Origin of the sequence: Candidatus Bandiella numerosa (genome assembly GCF_021811875.1) — a bacterium.
Lineage (GTDB): Bacteria > Pseudomonadota > Alphaproteobacteria > Rickettsiales > Midichloriaceae > Aquirickettsia > Aquirickettsia numerosa_A.
In genome coordinates this window covers 1-16,135 of the sequence record NZ_JAJBJD010000005.1, presented here as the reverse complement: position 1 = coordinate 16,135, position 16,135 = coordinate 1, and the positions used below count along the sequence as shown (strand labels likewise).

Sequence of the window (16,135 nt, the reverse complement as noted above, 5' to 3'; positions counted from 1 at the left end):
TTGAGAAGATTAATCTCTTCTCTATGTACTCTGCTTTTGGTAAACACAAATCTGAAACCGCCCTATGCGACATCGCTTGTACGGTGGTGTGAGAGGGAGGTGCTGCAATGCGCCTCTCTACTCGATTGACCCCACTCTCTTCCAATTAATCACTCCTGCTATTCGCACTAACTTACTCTTCTCTATACGTTCTTCTGCTTCTCTTACTAAAAATGACATTTTGCCTCCTCTTTCGTATGTACTTATCTTTTCATTCTATCATATATGTTTCTTTCTGCCTATTATGCAATGGTCTTTTGTATTACCAGTTGACGAATAGATTTAGATCTATATAATCGCTCGTTAGGTAAAAAATAAAAAAAGGTAATAAATGATAGCAAATATATTAACGCCCTTGAGCTTCTATGATCGAGCTGATCTGGTAGTATCGGCTTCAAGCTTCCAAAAGACCTTAAATTTATTAAGGTCTTTTTTTTTGGGCAAAAATTATATCGAGACTCATACTCAAAGTAGATTGAGTATCCTTGCAGCGTGTGAGGACCCAAAAACAATCCAAACTTTTCATTATCAAGGACAAGATTGGCCATTGCCACAAACTGGTCAAATGTGGTTAGAGTATGAATTGCTTAGCAAGCCAGATGTGGCTGGTTATTTTTGTTTATCAACCTCATATAGGAATGAACCAAATCCGATACCTGGCAGGCATAAAACAATTTTTCCAATGTTTGAATTTGAATCTCATGGCAATTTTGAAGATTTAAAAAAGATGGAAAGAGAGTTGATAGCTTTTTTAGGAATTCAAGATATTGATAAAATTCCTGAAAAAAAATACCTAGATATGGCAAAAAAATATGGAACAAATATAATCGAAAACGAGCATGAAGCTCAAATGCTAAAAGAATTTGGTCCTGCAATTTTACTTACGAATTTCCCACTTTCTACAAGTCCTTTTTGGAATATGCAAATGGTTGGAGATATCGCCAACAAAATAGATGTTATCATTGAAGGGCAGGAAACTATAGGAAGTGCTGAGAGATCAACTGATCCAGAAGATATGTATGAAAAATTCCATACCATCAGTAATGGTGAATATGCAAAATTATTATATGCAAAATTTGGTGAAGAAAGAATAAAATACGAACTAGATAGCTTCTTAAATTTAAAATTCTTTCCTAGATTTGGAGGAGGAATTGGGATGACAAGATTGATAAGAGCCTTGGAAATTCATAACATTATATAATCTGTCAGTTATGTCTTTAATTTTATCACTTGATATTAAAAATCTAACCAAAGCAAATGAAGTAATTAATCAAACTCGTCAATATTTAAGTTTTATCAAAATTGGGCATATAGCTATTTCAAATTTTGATATCAAGCAACTGAAAACGTTTGGTGTGCCTATCATGCTTGATTTGAAGTTTTTTGATATTACTTCAACGGTAAAAGAGGCGATATTAGGGTATGCAAGGAGCATAAACAATTTGCAAATTTTTACAATTTCATCGGCATGCCAGGATGAAACAATAAAAATGTCATTGGAACATTCTTGTAAACCATATTTCGTTATGCATTTATCCAGTGACACACTAAATTTTGATAAATTAGCGATAATAAAAAGGGTGGAGCAAATAATTAAACTTGGAGGTCATAATTTTATTTGCCCTCCATTTTTGATTAAAGAGTTTAGAGAAAATTTTAAAGATGAAATTAATCTTGCAACTCCTGGTATAAGAAATGATTATGACGATAATGACCATTCAGCTACTGTTGATGCACTAACAGCGAAAAAATTGAATACTAATTATATAATTGTGGGAAGACCAATATATAATTCAAACGAACCAAATAAAATTGCAAAGGAGTATTATGACCAATTTGTTTCAATATAAAAAATTTACGCTTCATTCAGGTGGAGTTTCTTATTTTAAAATTGAATGCGATGCAATTACTAAGGAAGATTATGAAACTCTTGCAAAAATTGTATCAAATAAAATCAAATTCAAAGATGTTTATGGCGTGCCAAGAGGCGGCATACCTTTTGAAAAGGCATTAAAAGAATATTGTTCAAATGACAATAATAATTTGTTAATTGTTGATGATGTATTAACAACTGGAGGCTCCATGGAGGAGGCAAAGCTAAAATTTCAAAATCAAAATTATGATAAAATTATTGGAGCTGTAGTATATGCAAGAGGAGATTCACTAGATTGGATTCAGCCTGTATTTAAAATGCATGAGTTCTTTAAATAGATGTTTAATTCTTTGATAATTTCTCCTCCGTTTGGAAATATTATTAACCTAAGTTATGCAACCTCTGTTTGTGGAACTTACACAGCACAAAAAAGAATTGGTATTTATAATAGATATTTAAAAACACTAAGACCAGTTTGTAAAAATGGAAAGGTTGGGTGGATAAATTCTATAGGGTTAAGGAATCCTGGTATTGAAAATTTAAATTTGTCTAAAGTAGAAGGTAAAATACTTTCTATTGCTTTGATGGATAAAGAAGATATATCTGTTTTTTTAGTTAAATTAGGGGATTATATAAATAATCAAAAACTTAATATTAAAGCCATAGAAGTGAATATCAGCTGTCCTAATGCAAAGATAAATTTTATGACCAATAATGAGGTTAATCTTTTAAGTAATCTTGATTTGGAGATTATAATTAAGATACCACCTTCTAAAACATATTTAGATATGATTGATTATTACATTCAGTCTGGAGTACAGTATTTTCACCTTTTTAATTCTTTCCCAACTAAAAAAGGAGGGCTTTCAGGAAAATTAATTCAAGAAATGTATTTAAAATTAATACAAAAAGCTAAATCTAAATTTGGAGATTCGATAAAAATTATTGGAGGAGGTGGGATACAATCAATTGAGGATTTAAGGATGTATCAACAACAAGGAGCTGAACATTTTTCAGTTTCAACATTATTTCTCCACCCGTTAAAATTAAATAAGTTTTTAAAAGATTATAAAAATGACTATGAATATATTACATTGCAATAATACGTTAAAATTAGCTAAACAAATATCAAATCAAATTGGTTTAACAATTGTCAATCGTGTAATTGATAAATTTTCTGATGAAGAATTAAATATAAAAATAAATGACGATTTATACCAAAAAGATGTGTTAATCACTCATGAATTATTTCCAAATATTAATGAAAATTTGCTACAGTTGTTATTTTTAATAAATGCCTCAAAGAAAAGGGGTGCAAAGCGAGTTCATGCAATTATCCCATATTTTGCATATAGTAGGATGGACCATAAAAAGAATGATCAGGATTTCATCTCTGCTTCATGCATAGCTTCGTTGCTTGAGGCAGCAGGCATAGATACATTGATTACTATAGATTTGCACTCAAGCCAAATAGAAGGGTTTTTCAGGATTCCTGTTAAAAATATTACTATGCTTGAGTTATTTGAGTTAAATTTCAATAATTACGATGGAGCAGATGCTATAATAGTATCCCCAGATATAGGTGGAAAAATTAGAAGTACAAGTATTAGCAAATTTTTAAATGCTCCTCTTGCAGTAATATATAAACAAAGAGATGAAAAGAATGATGTAATGATGAATGGTATAATGGGTAATGTAAAAAATAAGCATTGCATACTAGTTGATGATATTATTGGAAGTGGTCAAACTATAATAAATGCAATAGATGTTTTAAAATCCTCAGGCGCAAAAAGTATTGAAGTAATTGCTACTCATAATTTACTGGAGGCAGAAAGTCCTAATTTAAATAAAATTTTGTCAAAAATTGATAAATTCAGTATATCAAATAGTGTACAAACAGATTACAAACAACTATATTTATCTAAAATGCAAATAGTTAATATTAGCGCACCAATAATTAACTGTATAAAATTATATTTTTAAATTTAACTATTAATGGAAAAAAATATTATCCAGCAAGATTTGCATAATCAACTGACAACAGCGCTCAGAATTCTCTCAATTGAAATGGTAGAAGAAGCTAAATCTGGCCATCCAGGAATGCCAATGGGCTTTGCGGATGTTGCCACAATTTTATTTCAATATTTTCTGCGATTTAATCCACATGATCCAACATGGCCGAATAGAGATAGATTTATATTGTCAGCAGGTCATGGGTCGGCTTTGCTTTATAGTTTGTTATTTTTAACAGGTTACGAAAAATATAAACTTTCTGATTTAAAGAAATTTAGACAACTTGGCTCTATAACTCCTGGGCATCCAGAATTTGATCCTGAATTAGGCATTGAAACTACTACAGGGCCTTTAGGACAGGGATTGGCAAATGCAGTGGGAATGGCAATCTCAGAAAAAAAAATGCATGCTTCTTTAGGGGATGTAATAGATCATAAAATATATGTAGTAGTAGGAGATGGTTGTTTGATGGAGGGTATTTCTCATGAAGCAATGTCTCTTGCTGGCCATTTGGGATTAAACAATTTGGTGATTTTATTTGATGATAATAAAATCTCAATTGATGGCCCAACTTCTCTTACAACCTCAGATATGACGCTTTCTAGAGTTTCTTCTTATAATTGGAATGTAATTTCAATAGATGGGCATGATCCAAATACAATATGGAAAGCTTTAAATTCTGCGCAAAAAAGTGACAAGCCAATGTTTATTGCTTGTCGGACAAAAATTGGCTATGGATCACCTAGTTTTGAAAATTCGGAAGAATCACACGGTAAATGTTTGGGCGATAAAGAAATTGATTTAATTAAAAAGAAATTTAATTGGCAACATGATAAATTCACAATTCCCGCTCCAATTTTAAAAATATGGAGAGATTTTTATAAAAGAAATTTATCTGATTATTCGCATTGGGAAAAGGCCCATAAAAAAGCATATTTAGACAATCAGGCTAAAAATAAAAATTTAGACCATCTTTTAGATCAGATACATAAATATAAGAAGGAATTAATCACTTTTAATAATTCTGAAGCAACTAGAAAAAGTTCAAATAAAATTATAGATATAATTTGCTCAAATACCGAAGCATGCATTGGAGGCTCAGCTGATTTATCAGGTTCAAATGGAACAAAATCTGCTAATCAAAAAATTTTCTCTAAAAGTGATTATTCTGGTAATTATATCCATTATGGAGTTAGAGAGCATGCAATGGTTGCAATAATGAATGGTATAAATATACACAGTGAATACATAGTATATGGTGGTACTTTTTTAGTATTTTCAGATTATTGCCGACCATCTATCAGATTGGCAGCTTTAATGAAATTGCCTGTTGTGTTGATATTTACGCATGATTCAATTGGAGTTGGAGAAGATGGGCCAACTCATCAACCCATCGAGCATCTATCTGCTTTGAGGGTGATACCAAATTTAAATGTATACAGACCAGCTGATGCAATAGAAACAACTGAATGCTGGGAGTTGATATTGAAGGAAACAAGCACTCCTGCAGCATTATGCCTAAGTAGACAAAATTTACCTCAGTTGAGGAATAACATTAATGTTAATAATACTAAAAATTTAGTCTCATTTGGAGTTTATATTCTATATCAGTCAAAGGAAGCGCATTCTATATCTATTTTTGCTAGTGGTTCAGAACTATCTATTGCTTTAGATGTAGCGAAAAATTTGGAGAAAAATGGCATTGGAAGTAAGGTTATTTCTGTGCCTTGCCAAGAATTATTTTGGCAGCAGACTCTTGAATATCAGATGGCTATCCTTTGCAATAATACTTTGAAAGTTGCAATAGAAGCTGGTAGTGAGCAATCATGGTCTAAAATTATTGGTCCACATGGGGCATTTTTTGGAATAGATAATTTTGGTAAGTCTGCTCCAATAGATGATCTATACAAATATTTTCAATTAACTGTGGAAAAGATTTCAAACAAGATATTAAAAATTGTTAATCCTGCTAATTAGAGATATTTATGCAAAATAATATATCTTCAAAACCAGATTTTTCATATGAAAAAAAAATAGGAGGTATAGTACTTGGTATAGACGAAGTTGGTAGGGGTTGTATTGCTGGACCTGTAGTTGTTGCAGGGGTCATTTTAAATGATAATATTGATACTTTACAGATAAATGATTCAAAAAAACTTACTCCTAGCAAAAGAGAAAAGATTTTTACCTATTTGAAGGAACATTGCCATTATTTGATTGAATCTAGCAGTGTAGAAGAAATAGAGGAGATGAATATCTTGCAAGCTTCGTTACTTGCAATGAGAAGGGTAATAAATAATATAGAGCATAATTTTGATTATGTTTTTGTAGATGGTAATATTAGTCCTGATAAATCAATGGATAATATAAGTACTATAGTAGGTGGAGATAGTAAGTCACTATCAATAGCAACGGCATCAATATTTGCTAAAGTCACCAGGGATAGGTTTATGGATAAATTAGATCAAGATTATCCACATTATCTATGGAGACAAAATAAAGGATATGGCACTAAAGAACACATTGATGCAATTAAAAAATTCGGTATCACGCCATATCATAGAAAAAGTTTTTTAAAAAAAATAATGGGATAATAAATGATAAAAATTTCTAGAAAAATATATTTATCAGTAGTATTGGCTATATTGTTTAAAGTTTTTATTGCATCATTCATATACGTACATCTTTTTAGTCAAAAAAATATAGAGGATAAAGTCATAATAATTCCGAAATCTTGCTCAATCAAATGCACTTCTAGCATTCTTTTAGAAGCTGGGATTATACGGAATAAATTGTTTTTTATTTCGTATGCTAGAAGTTTTGGATTATTTGGAAAAAGGATTGTTGCTGGTGAGTATGAAATTCCAAAAGGTGCAAACCTCGTAGAGACATTTGATAAAATATCAAATGGTAAAGTAGTAACTCATCAATTTACCATTCCAGAAGGATTGACAAATTTTCAAATTTTTGAAATTTTAAAAAATCAACATGGTGTTATTAATGATGAGGCTGAACTTAACAAATACAAAGAAGGGGAATTTTACCCTAATACCTATAATTATTTATATAACACAAAGATAAGTGAATTATTAAATACAATGAATTTGAAAATGAAAAGTATAATTTCAGAAGAATGGGAGAAAAGGGATGTTGCAAATACAGAAGAGCTAAGTAGTTCATTTGATGCATTAACTTTAGCTTCAATAGTTGAGAAAGAAGCGAAGTTAGATGAGGAAAAACCATATATTGCAGGCGTTTATTTAAATAGGTTAAAGAGGAAAATTCCTTTACAAGCTGATCCAACAGTTATATATGGCATCTCAAAAAAGGGTAATTTTAGTAGAAAAGTGACATATGCTGATTTAAAATTTGATTCTCCATATAATACTTATTTATATGCTGGACTACCTCCAACGCCAATATGCAACCCTGGTAAATCTTCAATATTAGCTGTACTTCATTCAGTTCAGACAAATGATATATATTTCGTAGCTGATGGTTCTGGTAAGCATATATTTGCCAGTAGCTATAAACAGCATTTACAAAATATTGAAAAAATTAGGAGCAAGTGAATAGTTAATAATTATGAGAGTGATTGCGGGAAAGTATAAAAATAAGAAGATTGTTAGCAATGTAAAAGGTGCATCTCCCACTATTAAACCAACTACCTCCAAAATTAGAGAATCAGTATTCAATATCATATATAATTATTTTGCAAAGCATGATTTGATAATTGAAGAATCCACATTTTTAGATTTGTGTTGTGGTACAGGAGCTATAGGCATTGAGGCGATTTCCAGAGGATTTAAGCAGGTATACTTCTTAGATAATAATTATGAAAGCTTAGCCATAACAAAGCACAATTTAGCAACTTTAAAAGTTGATGCTCCAAATTGGAGAGTGATTAGGTCTAATATTTTGAATTTAGAGATATCAGAGAAAATATTGTTTGATGCTGTATATTTAGACCCTCCATATAATGTGCCAATTATTATCGATATACTAAATTCAGTTAATAATTTTATGCACCCGAATTCATTGTTAATAATTGAAACGCCAAGAGAAATTTCTCCATCTGCATTGGTAAATCATGAAGTGATTTCTGTTAAGCATTATGGGAATTGTGTTGTTTCGATTGTAAAAATCAAGAAGGAAGTTGTTGCTGAAAATATTTAATTAAATTTTCAACAGAGCGGAGCCCCAGGTTAACCCACCACCTACAGCAGCAAGGGCTATTAAGTTACCTGATTTGATTCTTCCACTAGACATGTAATGGTCAAGGGCAAGAGGTATTGATGCTGCTGAAGTATTTGCATGATGTGGTACTGTTGAGACTGACTTTTCTATGTTGATACCAAGCTTATCCATAACAGCATTTATTATTCTTTCATTTGCTTGATGTAGCAAAATCCAATCTAAATCTTCTAAGTTTAATTGGTTTTTATTCACAAGAGACTTGATTGATTCTGGCATTTTAGTAACAGCATATCTAAAAACTTCTCTACCATTCATTTCAATTTTTTTATTTAAATTACCAGAAGAAATGCCACCATGAACAGCCAGAATATCCTGAAGACTTCCATCTGAAAATAATTCGATGTCAATAATGCCATAGGAATCATTGCTATCAGTTTTTTCTAAGATAACTGCTCCAGCTCCATCACCAAATAGTACGCAAGTTGATCTATCGGTCCAATCTATAATTCGGGACATCGTTTCTGCACCAATTATTGCAACTCTTCTTGCTTTATTAGATTTAATAAGTGAATCACCAAGTTGAAGAGCATACAAGAAGCCAGAGCATACAGCTTGTATGTCAAAGGCAAAGCCTCTGTTCATCTTTATGTTATTTTGAACTCTTACAGCAGTAGCTGGAAAAACTAGATCTGGCGTTGTTGTTGCTAATATTAAAGCATCTAAATCATTCGGATTAATATTTGCGTTTTTCAACGCATTAATTACTGCTAATGTTGCTAAGTCGGAAGTCTTTTGGTCTTCTGTTGCAATATGCCTTTTTTTTATACCTGTTCTAGTTTGTATCCATTCATCAGAAGTATCTAATGTTTGCTCTAGATCAGCATTAGTTAAAATTTTTTCTGGTAAATAACTTCCAACACCAATTATTTTTGAAGAAATCATGTATTCTTAAGTCCTAATATTTTTGCTGAGGTTTGCTTTATCTTATCAACAAAATTTAATCCAGTACCTTTTTCTTCGAACATCTCAAGTTCTTCTGATATTTTAGCGTTTATATTATTTTTCACTAGTGTATAAGCTGTTTTAATAGCATTGTATATTCCATCTGCACTTGCAGAGCCATGGCTTTTTATTACAATTCCTTTTAATCCAACAAGCATAGCCCCATTATTTTTGTTTGGGTCAATAACTTTAAGAGATGCTTTTATTTTTGATTTTAAAAGTAATCCAGCAAACTTTGTTATTAATCCACCATTCATAATAGATGACTGTATTAAATCTATGCATGTACTTGCTGCTCCCTCTGAGGCCTTAAGGAATATATTACCAGAAAATCCATCTGTAACCAGTACGTCTATATTACCTTTCACCACGTCGTGTCCTTCTATAAATCCATGGAAATTTAAACCAGATTTTTCGAGAATTTTATATGTTTTGAGTTCTAGCTCTCTACCTTTAGTAATTTCCGATCCAACGTTTAATATGCCTATCTTAGGATTTTCAATTTTTAAAATTACTTTTGCAAAACAGATTCCCATTAATGCAAAGTGAAATAAATGTGATTCATTACATTCTAAATTTGCTCCCATATCAAGCAACACGGTGCCGTTATTATTTATACTTGGAAATATCGCTGTAATAGCTGGCCTTTTTATGTGCTCAAGACTACCCAAAACCATTTTAGATGTTAGCATAAGTGCGCCAGTATTTCCACATGAAACTGCCGCGTGTGCACCACCGTTTTTCACTGCTTCTATAGCTTTTCTCATGCTAGAATTTTTACCATTTCTCCATGCCGTGGTTGGTTTATCTTCATCAGAAATTGCAACTTCACTGTCAATTAATTTATATTTATTTTCTGGGAAGTTGTAATCAATGATTCTAGGCAAAACAATAGATTTTTTGCCATATAGTGAAAATACTACGTCATCATGAGACTTAAAAAACCCATCTATAGCCTCTATGATGGCATCAGGTGAATTAGTTCCACCCATAGCATCAATACTAATAATAGTCCTATTAGACATAATTGATTTTATTATTTATCCTTAGTTTCAGAAGTAGATTCTGATTTCTTATCAGTTATAATTTGTTTAGTTTTTTCCTTGATTACTTTAGGTTCTTTACTTCCTGAATTGCTATTGTCTGCTTCCTTATTTTTCCCTTTTGGCTTTACCATTTGTTTACCGTTGTAATAACCATCTTTTAAAGATAAATGGTGAGGCAATTTTGGTTCACCAGTAACTGAATCGAAAGAAATGGAAAGTTTACTTATTCCATCATGCGCTCTTCTGCTATTTCTTTTTGATCTGGATGTTTTTTGCTTAGGTACAGCCATAATTTCGTATAACTTAATTTGTTTATTGAATCCACTTATATAATAAATTAACTCCAAATGCTAGTAAAATAGTGACTATGACATTAAGAAAATACAAAATTATTATTAAAGTTCTTCCCTGGATTATGGCCCGGCATTAAACATGTGTGCTCATTAATGAAAAAACTTTAATCAAGAAAAGTACTTATTACTGTAAAGGTTTTTAGATATTGCACCTTCCCATTTATCACCATTGTCTATCAACTTGTTTTTATCATATAATAGTTCAGCGTGAGTTTCTGTTGCATATTCAAAATTTGGTCCTTCTACAATTGCATCCACTGGACATGCTTCCTGACAAAGCCCACAATAAATACATTTTGTCATATCAATGTCGTATTTTGTTGTTCTTCTGCTTTTGTCAGATCTTGCTTCTGCTTCTATAGTTATAGCTTGTGCTGGGCAAATTGCTTCACATAGTTTACATGCAATGCATCTTTCTTCGCCATTAGAATATCTTCTTAATGCATGTTCTCCCCTAAATCTAGGGCTTAAATATCCTTTTTCAAAGGGGTAATTAATTGTTACCTTTCTTTTAAACAAATACGTCAAAGTTAAAAACATACCTTTTAATATATCTATCAACAGGAAAGATTTAATATGATATTTCAATTCTTTTAATTTCAAATTTAAAACCTATTTTATGAACCGTTTCTGATTATAGCAATACGATCAATACTTTGCAAATCCTTAAAAATTTCAATCTCATATCCTTTTGCTTTAAATATCTCTCTAATTTTTTTGCTTTGATTGAATCCCATTTCTAGAATTATAATTCCATCTTTTTTGAGAAATGTTTTTGCATTTTTTGCTATAATTCTATAATTTTCTACTCCATCATTATGGTCAGTTAATGCATTTTTTGGTTCATAATTTAATACGCTGGGTTCTAAATTTTGCCAATCATCGATTGTTATATATGGAGGGTTTGAAATAATAATATCAAATTGATCAGTATTTTCAATATCACTAAACCAATTGCTTATCTTAAAATTTACTCTTCTATCCATATCAAATTTTTTGGCATTGAATCTGGCTATATTCAAAGCTTCTTCAGAGATGTCAATTCCCAGTCCAATTGAAAATTTTAATTCCGAAAGTAATGATAATATGATGCATCCACTGCCCGTGCCCAAATCTAGTATATTTAATTTTGCATCAATTTTATTTGTTAATTTTTTTAAAATTAATTCAATAATTAGTTCTGTTTCAGGTCTTGGTATAAGGACATTATTGTTGATAGTATAATTTTGTTTCCAAAAGCACTTACTACCTATAATATACGCCACAGGCTCAAATTTTAATCTTCGCTCAACTAACTTGATATATTTTGAATACGTATCTGGTGATATTTTTTCATTTAATTGGAATATTAAATTTTCTGAATCAGCCAAATTTAATATGTGGGATAATAAGATTTTTGCATCTAGTTTATATGTTTCAATTCCTACTTCCCAAAGTATTTTTTGAGCATTATTTAATGCTACAGATACAGTTATTTTGTCAATTTTCACGTATAATTTCTGTTTCAAATTCAAAACATTGATTTAACTCTTGAAGATTTAAGTTACCTATAACGTTCAATCCATCACCACCAATGAATTTATTAGATTGAAAAAGGATTATTTTATCTATCAAATTTTCTTTTATAAAAGATGTGTTTATTTTTTGACCGCCTTCAATGAGTAAATTATTAATTCCTAAATCAGCAATATGATTTAGGACATCATTAAGATTAAGACCTGCATCTGATTTTTTGACGGTAATCACTTTAATATCATCATATATATTTTTTGAATTTTGTAAGGTAAAAATTATAGTTCTGATTCTCTTTGCAGTTTGTACTATTTGAGAGTTTTTTGAAATTCTTAAATCAGAATCCAGTATGATTCTTATAGGGCTATGTTGTTCATTGTATAATCTACATGTTAAAAGTGGATTGTCAGCAATAATAGTACCTATTCCTGTTAATATTGCATCATTTTTCGATCTTAATTGATGTGATAATTTTCTTAGTTTTTCACTTGTAATCCACTTACTTTTACCATTTGCTAAGGCAATTTTACCGTCTAAACTTGTTGCAATTTTTAATGTAATGTATGGTCGATTTTGCAACATTCTTTTTTTAAACCCTTTTATAATTTCTTCACATTCATTTTTTAAAATTCCTACTGTAGTTTCAATTTTATTATTTTTTAAAATCTCTATGCTTGTGCCACTAATTTTCGGATTTGGATCAATTGCGCCAATTACAACTCTAGAAAATTTTGATTGAATTATTTTTTTATACATGAAACATCATTTTCTTTATCATTGCAACATGGCTCTAAGGTGATATAAATAGTGCTTTTTGCTAATTCCTTCTCATGTAATTTATCGATAGCTAAAGATTCGGCATGAGGTCTGCCACCATCTTCTGTTCTTGCGCTAGAAATAATTTTATCGTCCTTAACAATTATGCATCCAACAGAAGGATTGGAAGCAGTTTTTCCAATTCCTGATTTTGCCATATTAAGTGCCTTACCCATGAAATACACATCGTTATCCATGAGAGTGGTTATTTTAAATCTTTGGAGTAGTATGTTTTTTGATTGAAAGTCCCTTCCATTTTATCAACTATCAATGTCACTGTGCAGTCTCCAGTTATATTAATCATTGTTCTAAGCATCTCTAAAATCCTATCTATCCCTAAAATCACACCAATACCTTCAAGTGGTATTCCTATCGATGATAATACCATTCCCATCATAACCATAGAGCCACCAGGGAATCCAGCTGCACCGATAGATCCAATAGTCGCAGTAAGAATTAGAATTATATAGTGATTAAAATCAAGATTAATGCCAAAGATTTGAGCAAAAAAAACTGCGCATATTCCTAAATATATTGCGGTTGCGTCCATATTTACTGCTGCACCAAGAGGTAATATAAATGATGCTGATTCCTTTGATACACCAACTTTATTTCTAAGTTCTGAAATTGCTGTTGGAAGAGTTGCCTTACTACTAGATGTTGCTAAGGCGAGGGCCTGAGTAGTGGTCATTTTTTTATAGAAAGGCAGTGGATTAATTCTTGCAAAGAGTAATAGCATGATTCCAAAAAGGACATATTGAACAGACAGTGCTCCAACTACAACAAGAATAAATTTTCCAAGATGAAACATAATTCCAATTCCAAAATCAGCTACTACCCATGACATTATCGCAAACACTCCATATGGAGTAAGCTGAATAACTAATTGAATCATTTTGAATACTAAATGTGTGCAAGAAGATATAAAATTTTTAACTTCCCTTCCTTTATCTCCAATTAAAATAAGTGCAAAACCAGTAAAAAAAGCAAAAACAACAATCTGCAAGGTTTTGCCTTCAGCCATAGCTTTTATGGGATTTGAGGGAATAATATCTATAAATAAATCTTTAAGATCTTCACTTTTTTGATGCTCAATTGGATTAGTTAGATCAATAGTCAATCCTACGCCTGGCTCAAAAACATTTGCAAAAGTTAAGCCGATTGTGACGGCGAATGCTGTTGTTACCATGTACATTAAAAATGCTCTTGTACCCAATCTACCAAAAGTGCTAGCGTCACTAACGCTAATTACTCCATTTAATATGGAAAATAATATTAATGGCACGACAACCATTTTAATCATGTTGAGAAAAACATCCCCAAATGGTTTTAGATATTGAGCATATTCTTTTCCATAAACACCAAAAAGTATTCCTAAGACCATTCCTATTATAACTTTCTGCCAAAGCTTAAGCTTTTTATTCATCAAACCTCGAGTTTAAAAATTATTTACAATTAATTATGTACAATCATGTACAAATTAAAATTTTGAATACAACAACTACATACTATACTAAAAATATAAATTTTGCACTGAATTTTTATTTTAATGTGGGAAAGTGCTCCAAGATAAAGCAAAAAATAAATATAGATAAGTAGAAAGATGATTTTAGATTGAAAAATTTATTTGTAAAAACAATTTTATTTTCTAAACAGTCGATCTTTCTATTACTTCAATTTTTATTCCTTTTTATAACAATGGCAACAGTGTTAGTTTTATTAAGCGCTTTTTCTGCTATAGAATCTTTTAAATTTTGGCTTTTTAAAACGATTGTTGTCATGTGCTTTTGGTTTTGCAAATTTCTCGTCTGAGAATTTTTTGCTAGGGTCGAGTAAGCGCTCTATCCTTTTCCATTTACCTAACTCATTTGGTAAGATTAAATTCAAAGCAGATCCTTCAGAATCAGCTCTTCCAGTTCTTCCTATACGATGTATGTAATCTTCAGGAGACATTGGTAAATCATAATTAATTACATGTTCAACATGAGAAATATCCAATCCTCTTGAAGCAATATCTGTTGCAATCATTATGCGGAAATTTTTTGCACGAAAATTCTTAATTACCCTTTCACGTTTTCTATGTATAACATCACCATGAATTGTTGATACGCTGTGATTATTTTGCAATAATTTTTTACTTAGACTCTCTGCAATAATTTTTGTGTTTACAAATACAATTATTGATCCTTCACGAGCATCTAGTTCACTTGATAAGTCAGCATATTTAGTTGCAGTATTTGTATGCTTAATATCTTGCTTTATTTTTGGGGTAATTTTATTTAGAGAGCCAACTGTTATTCTTTCAGGATCTTGAAGATATTTTTTTGATAACTTTAAAATTTCTGGTGAGAAAGTAGCAGAAAACATTAATGTTTGTCTTGCAGCAGGTAAAAATTCTAAAATTTTATCCAATTGGATGCTAAAACCCATATCTAACATTCTATCTGATTCATCAATTACCAGCATACTTATATTCTTAAGACTTAAGCTTTTGCGAATTAGATGATCAGTTACTCTGCCTGGTGTTCCTACTATTATGTTAGGTCTTCTTTTGAGGTTTTGAATTTGTTTGAATATCGGTGCCCCACCAATCAATAAAACTGAAGAAATAGTTTTTATTTTAAGAAGTAGGCTTTCTATCACAGTCTGTATTTGCGTTGCTAATTCCCTAGTTGGCGTTAATATTAATGCCTGCTCATTATTTGATTGTAAAATTTTTGATAGTAGCGGAATTAAGAAGGCAATAGTTTTACCTGTTCCAGTTTGTGCTGATCCTATAATATCTTTACCCTCTAAAACTATAGGTATAGTTTTAGCTTGAATAGGAGTTGGAATGATTAAATTCATTCTGGTCAATGAATTTTTTAGATCAGCTGGTATATTAAGAGAATTAAAATTGTCCATAGATAAAATACGATTAATAATTATATAAGCGATGTAACGCCTTTATTTTTTATTAATAATTATTATTATTTGAGTATTTTCACTATGCTGTCTGATATAGAGGTCAGCTCTAACAATTGATCTTATAGATCTATGGTAAGCATAGACCTAAGATATAAATTATTAATAAGACTGGTATTCTAGATATTTATTCAGTTAATGTCAACTTATAAATGTTATGAACTTTGTACAAATAGTGGAGGTTTATAACTTTAAGACCATTGCATAATAGGCAGAAAGAAACATATATGATAGAATGAAAAGATAAGTACATACGAAAGAGGAGGCAAAATGTCATTTTTAGTAAGAGAAGCAGAAGAACGTATAGAGAAGAGTAAGTT

The 16,135-nt window shown here is 30.9% G+C and carries 17 protein-coding genes and 1 pseudogene; 9 read left to right on the top strand and 9 right to left on the bottom strand.

What is annotated here, in order from left to right; translation table 11 throughout:
* Positions 1 to 370: 370 nt before the first annotated feature.
* Genes L8D11_RS00520 through rsmD form a run of 9 tightly spaced genes read left to right on the top strand, consistent with a single transcriptional unit; the run spans position 371 to position 8,101 of the window.
* Complete coding sequence (locus tag L8D11_RS00520) at positions 371 to 1,240, top strand: amino acid--tRNA ligase-related protein (protein ID WP_236869724.1); 870 nt, start codon at positions 371 to 373, stop codon at positions 1,238 to 1,240.
* A 10-nt stretch (positions 1,241 to 1,250) separates the two neighbouring features.
* On the top strand, positions 1,251 to 1,889 hold the full coding sequence (gene pyrF, locus L8D11_RS00515) for an orotidine-5'-phosphate decarboxylase (RefSeq protein ID WP_236869723.1): 639 nt from the start codon (positions 1,251 to 1,253) through the stop codon (positions 1,887 to 1,889).
* Positions 1,867 to 2,250 carry a phosphoribosyltransferase gene (locus L8D11_RS00510; RefSeq protein ID WP_236869722.1) on the top strand — a complete coding sequence of 128 codons (384 nt, stop codon included), beginning with the start codon at positions 1,867 to 1,869 and terminating at the stop codon, positions 2,248 to 2,250. The genes pyrF and L8D11_RS00510 overlap by 23 nt, the downstream gene beginning before the upstream one ends.
* On the top strand, positions 2,251 to 3,015 hold the full coding sequence (locus tag L8D11_RS00505) for a beta/alpha barrel domain-containing protein (RefSeq protein WP_236869721.1): 765 nt from the start codon (positions 2,251 to 2,253) through the stop codon (positions 3,013 to 3,015).
* The gene (locus L8D11_RS00500; RefSeq protein ID WP_236869720.1) at positions 2,987 to 3,895 is read left to right on the top strand and encodes a ribose-phosphate diphosphokinase; all 909 of its coding nucleotides are present in this window, start codon (positions 2,987 to 2,989) and stop codon (positions 3,893 to 3,895) included. Before L8D11_RS00505 ends, L8D11_RS00500 begins: the two co-directional genes overlap by 29 nt.
* A gap of 12 nt (positions 3,896 to 3,907) precedes the next feature.
* Positions 3,908 to 5,902 carry a transketolase gene (gene tkt, locus L8D11_RS00495; protein WP_236869719.1) on the top strand — a complete coding sequence of 665 codons (1,995 nt, stop codon included), beginning with the start codon at positions 3,908 to 3,910 and terminating at the stop codon, positions 5,900 to 5,902.
* An 8-nt stretch (positions 5,903 to 5,910) separates the two neighbouring features.
* Positions 5,911 to 6,519: a ribonuclease HII gene (locus L8D11_RS00490; RefSeq protein WP_236869718.1), complete on the top strand. Its 609-nt coding sequence runs from the start codon at positions 5,911 to 5,913 to the stop codon at positions 6,517 to 6,519.
* 3 nt (positions 6,520 to 6,522) lie between these two features.
* On the top strand, positions 6,523 to 7,497 hold the full coding sequence (gene mltG / locus L8D11_RS00485) for an endolytic transglycosylase MltG (protein ID WP_236869717.1): 975 nt from the start codon (positions 6,523 to 6,525) through the stop codon (positions 7,495 to 7,497).
* A gap of 13 nt (positions 7,498 to 7,510) precedes the next feature.
* Positions 7,511 to 8,101, top strand: coding sequence for a 16S rRNA (guanine(966)-N(2))-methyltransferase RsmD (gene rsmD / locus L8D11_RS00480; protein ID WP_236869716.1), 591 nt, complete (start codon positions 7,511 to 7,513; stop codon positions 8,099 to 8,101).
* Here the strand turns inward: rsmD and L8D11_RS00475 are convergent, their stop codons facing one another.
* From L8D11_RS00475 to L8D11_RS00435, 9 genes and pseudogenes are all read right to left on the bottom strand, one after another.
* The gene (locus L8D11_RS00475) at positions 8,102 to 9,064 is read right to left on the bottom strand and encodes a beta-ketoacyl-ACP synthase III (RefSeq protein ID WP_236869715.1); all 963 of its coding nucleotides are present in this window, start codon (positions 9,062 to 9,064) and stop codon (positions 8,102 to 8,104) included.
* The gene (gene plsX / locus L8D11_RS00470; RefSeq protein ID WP_236869714.1) at positions 9,061 to 10,149 is read right to left on the bottom strand and encodes a phosphate acyltransferase PlsX; all 1,089 of its coding nucleotides are present in this window, start codon (positions 10,147 to 10,149) and stop codon (positions 9,061 to 9,063) included. The genes L8D11_RS00475 and plsX overlap by 4 nt, the downstream gene beginning before the upstream one ends.
* Before the next feature lie 122 nt (positions 10,150 to 10,271).
* Positions 10,272 to 10,460, bottom strand: a pseudogene (gene rpmF, locus L8D11_RS00465) (50S ribosomal protein L32); the annotation flags it as partial.
* 171 nt (positions 10,461 to 10,631) lie between these two features.
* Positions 10,632 to 11,111, bottom strand: a complete 480-nt coding sequence (gene nuoI, locus L8D11_RS00460; RefSeq protein ID WP_236869725.1) for an NADH-quinone oxidoreductase subunit NuoI — start codon at positions 11,109 to 11,111, stop codon at positions 10,632 to 10,634.
* A gap of 29 nt (positions 11,112 to 11,140) precedes the next feature.
* A complete protein-coding gene (prmC, locus tag L8D11_RS00455; protein WP_236869713.1) occupies positions 11,141 to 12,013 on the bottom strand; it encodes a peptide chain release factor N(5)-glutamine methyltransferase in 873 nt (290 codons plus the stop codon).
* Positions 12,003 to 12,791: a bifunctional diaminohydroxyphosphoribosylaminopyrimidine deaminase/5-amino-6-(5-phosphoribosylamino)uracil reductase RibD gene (gene ribD / locus L8D11_RS00450; RefSeq protein WP_236869712.1), complete on the bottom strand. Its 789-nt coding sequence runs from the start codon at positions 12,789 to 12,791 to the stop codon at positions 12,003 to 12,005. The genes prmC and ribD overlap by 11 nt, the downstream gene beginning before the upstream one ends.
* Positions 12,776 to 13,048, bottom strand: a complete 273-nt coding sequence (locus L8D11_RS00445; protein WP_236869711.1) for a deaminase — start codon at positions 13,046 to 13,048, stop codon at positions 12,776 to 12,778. The genes ribD and L8D11_RS00445 overlap by 16 nt, the downstream gene beginning before the upstream one ends.
* A gap of 8 nt (positions 13,049 to 13,056) precedes the next feature.
* The gene (locus L8D11_RS00440; RefSeq protein ID WP_236869710.1) at positions 13,057 to 14,277 is read right to left on the bottom strand and encodes a dicarboxylate/amino acid:cation symporter; all 1,221 of its coding nucleotides are present in this window, start codon (positions 14,275 to 14,277) and stop codon (positions 13,057 to 13,059) included.
* Positions 14,278 to 14,570: 293 nt separating this feature from the next.
* Entirely contained in the window at positions 14,571 to 15,755 is a 1,185-nt protein-coding gene (locus tag L8D11_RS00435) for a DEAD/DEAH box helicase (protein WP_236869709.1), read from the bottom strand.
* Positions 15,756 to 16,135 lie beyond the last annotated feature (380 nt).

Excerpts from the sequence above, each read along its gene's own strand:
- L8D11_RS00520 (WP_236869724.1), top strand. The coding sequence starts at position 371 with ATGATAGCAAATATATTAACGCCCTTGAGCTTCTATGATCGAGCTGAT.
- pyrF (WP_236869723.1), top strand. The coding sequence starts at position 1,251 with ATGTCTTTAATTTTATCACTTGATATTAAAAATCTAACCAAAGCAAAT.
- L8D11_RS00510 (WP_236869722.1), top strand. The coding sequence starts at position 1,867 with ATGACCAATTTGTTTCAATATAAAAAATTTACGCTTCATTCAGGTGGA.
- L8D11_RS00505 (WP_236869721.1), top strand. The coding sequence starts at position 2,251 with ATGTTTAATTCTTTGATAATTTCTCCTCCGTTTGGAAATATTATTAAC.
- L8D11_RS00500 (WP_236869720.1), top strand. The coding sequence starts at position 2,987 with ATGACTATGAATATATTACATTGCAATAATACGTTAAAATTAGCTAAA.
- tkt (WP_236869719.1), top strand. The coding sequence starts at position 3,908 with ATGGAAAAAAATATTATCCAGCAAGATTTGCATAATCAACTGACAACA.
- L8D11_RS00490 (WP_236869718.1), top strand. The coding sequence starts at position 5,911 with ATGCAAAATAATATATCTTCAAAACCAGATTTTTCATATGAAAAAAAA.
- mltG (WP_236869717.1), top strand. The coding sequence starts at position 6,523 with ATGATAAAAATTTCTAGAAAAATATATTTATCAGTAGTATTGGCTATA.
- rsmD (WP_236869716.1), top strand. The coding sequence starts at position 7,511 with ATGAGAGTGATTGCGGGAAAGTATAAAAATAAGAAGATTGTTAGCAAT.
- L8D11_RS00475 (WP_236869715.1), bottom strand. The coding sequence starts at position 9,064 with ATGATTTCTTCAAAAATAATTGGTGTTGGAAGTTATTTACCAGAAAAA.
- plsX (WP_236869714.1), bottom strand. The coding sequence starts at position 10,149 with ATGTCTAATAGGACTATTATTAGTATTGATGCTATGGGTGGAACTAAT.
- ribD (WP_236869712.1), bottom strand. The coding sequence starts at position 12,791 with ATGTATAAAAAAATAATTCAATCAAAATTTTCTAGAGTTGTAATTGGC.
- L8D11_RS00445 (WP_236869711.1), bottom strand. The coding sequence starts at position 13,048 with ATGGATAACGATGTGTATTTCATGGGTAAGGCACTTAATATGGCAAAA.
- L8D11_RS00440 (WP_236869710.1), bottom strand. The coding sequence starts at position 14,277 with ATGAATAAAAAGCTTAAGCTTTGGCAGAAAGTTATAATAGGAATGGTC.
- L8D11_RS00435 (WP_236869709.1), bottom strand. The coding sequence starts at position 15,755 with ATGGACAATTTTAATTCTCTTAATATACCAGCTGATCTAAAAAATTCA.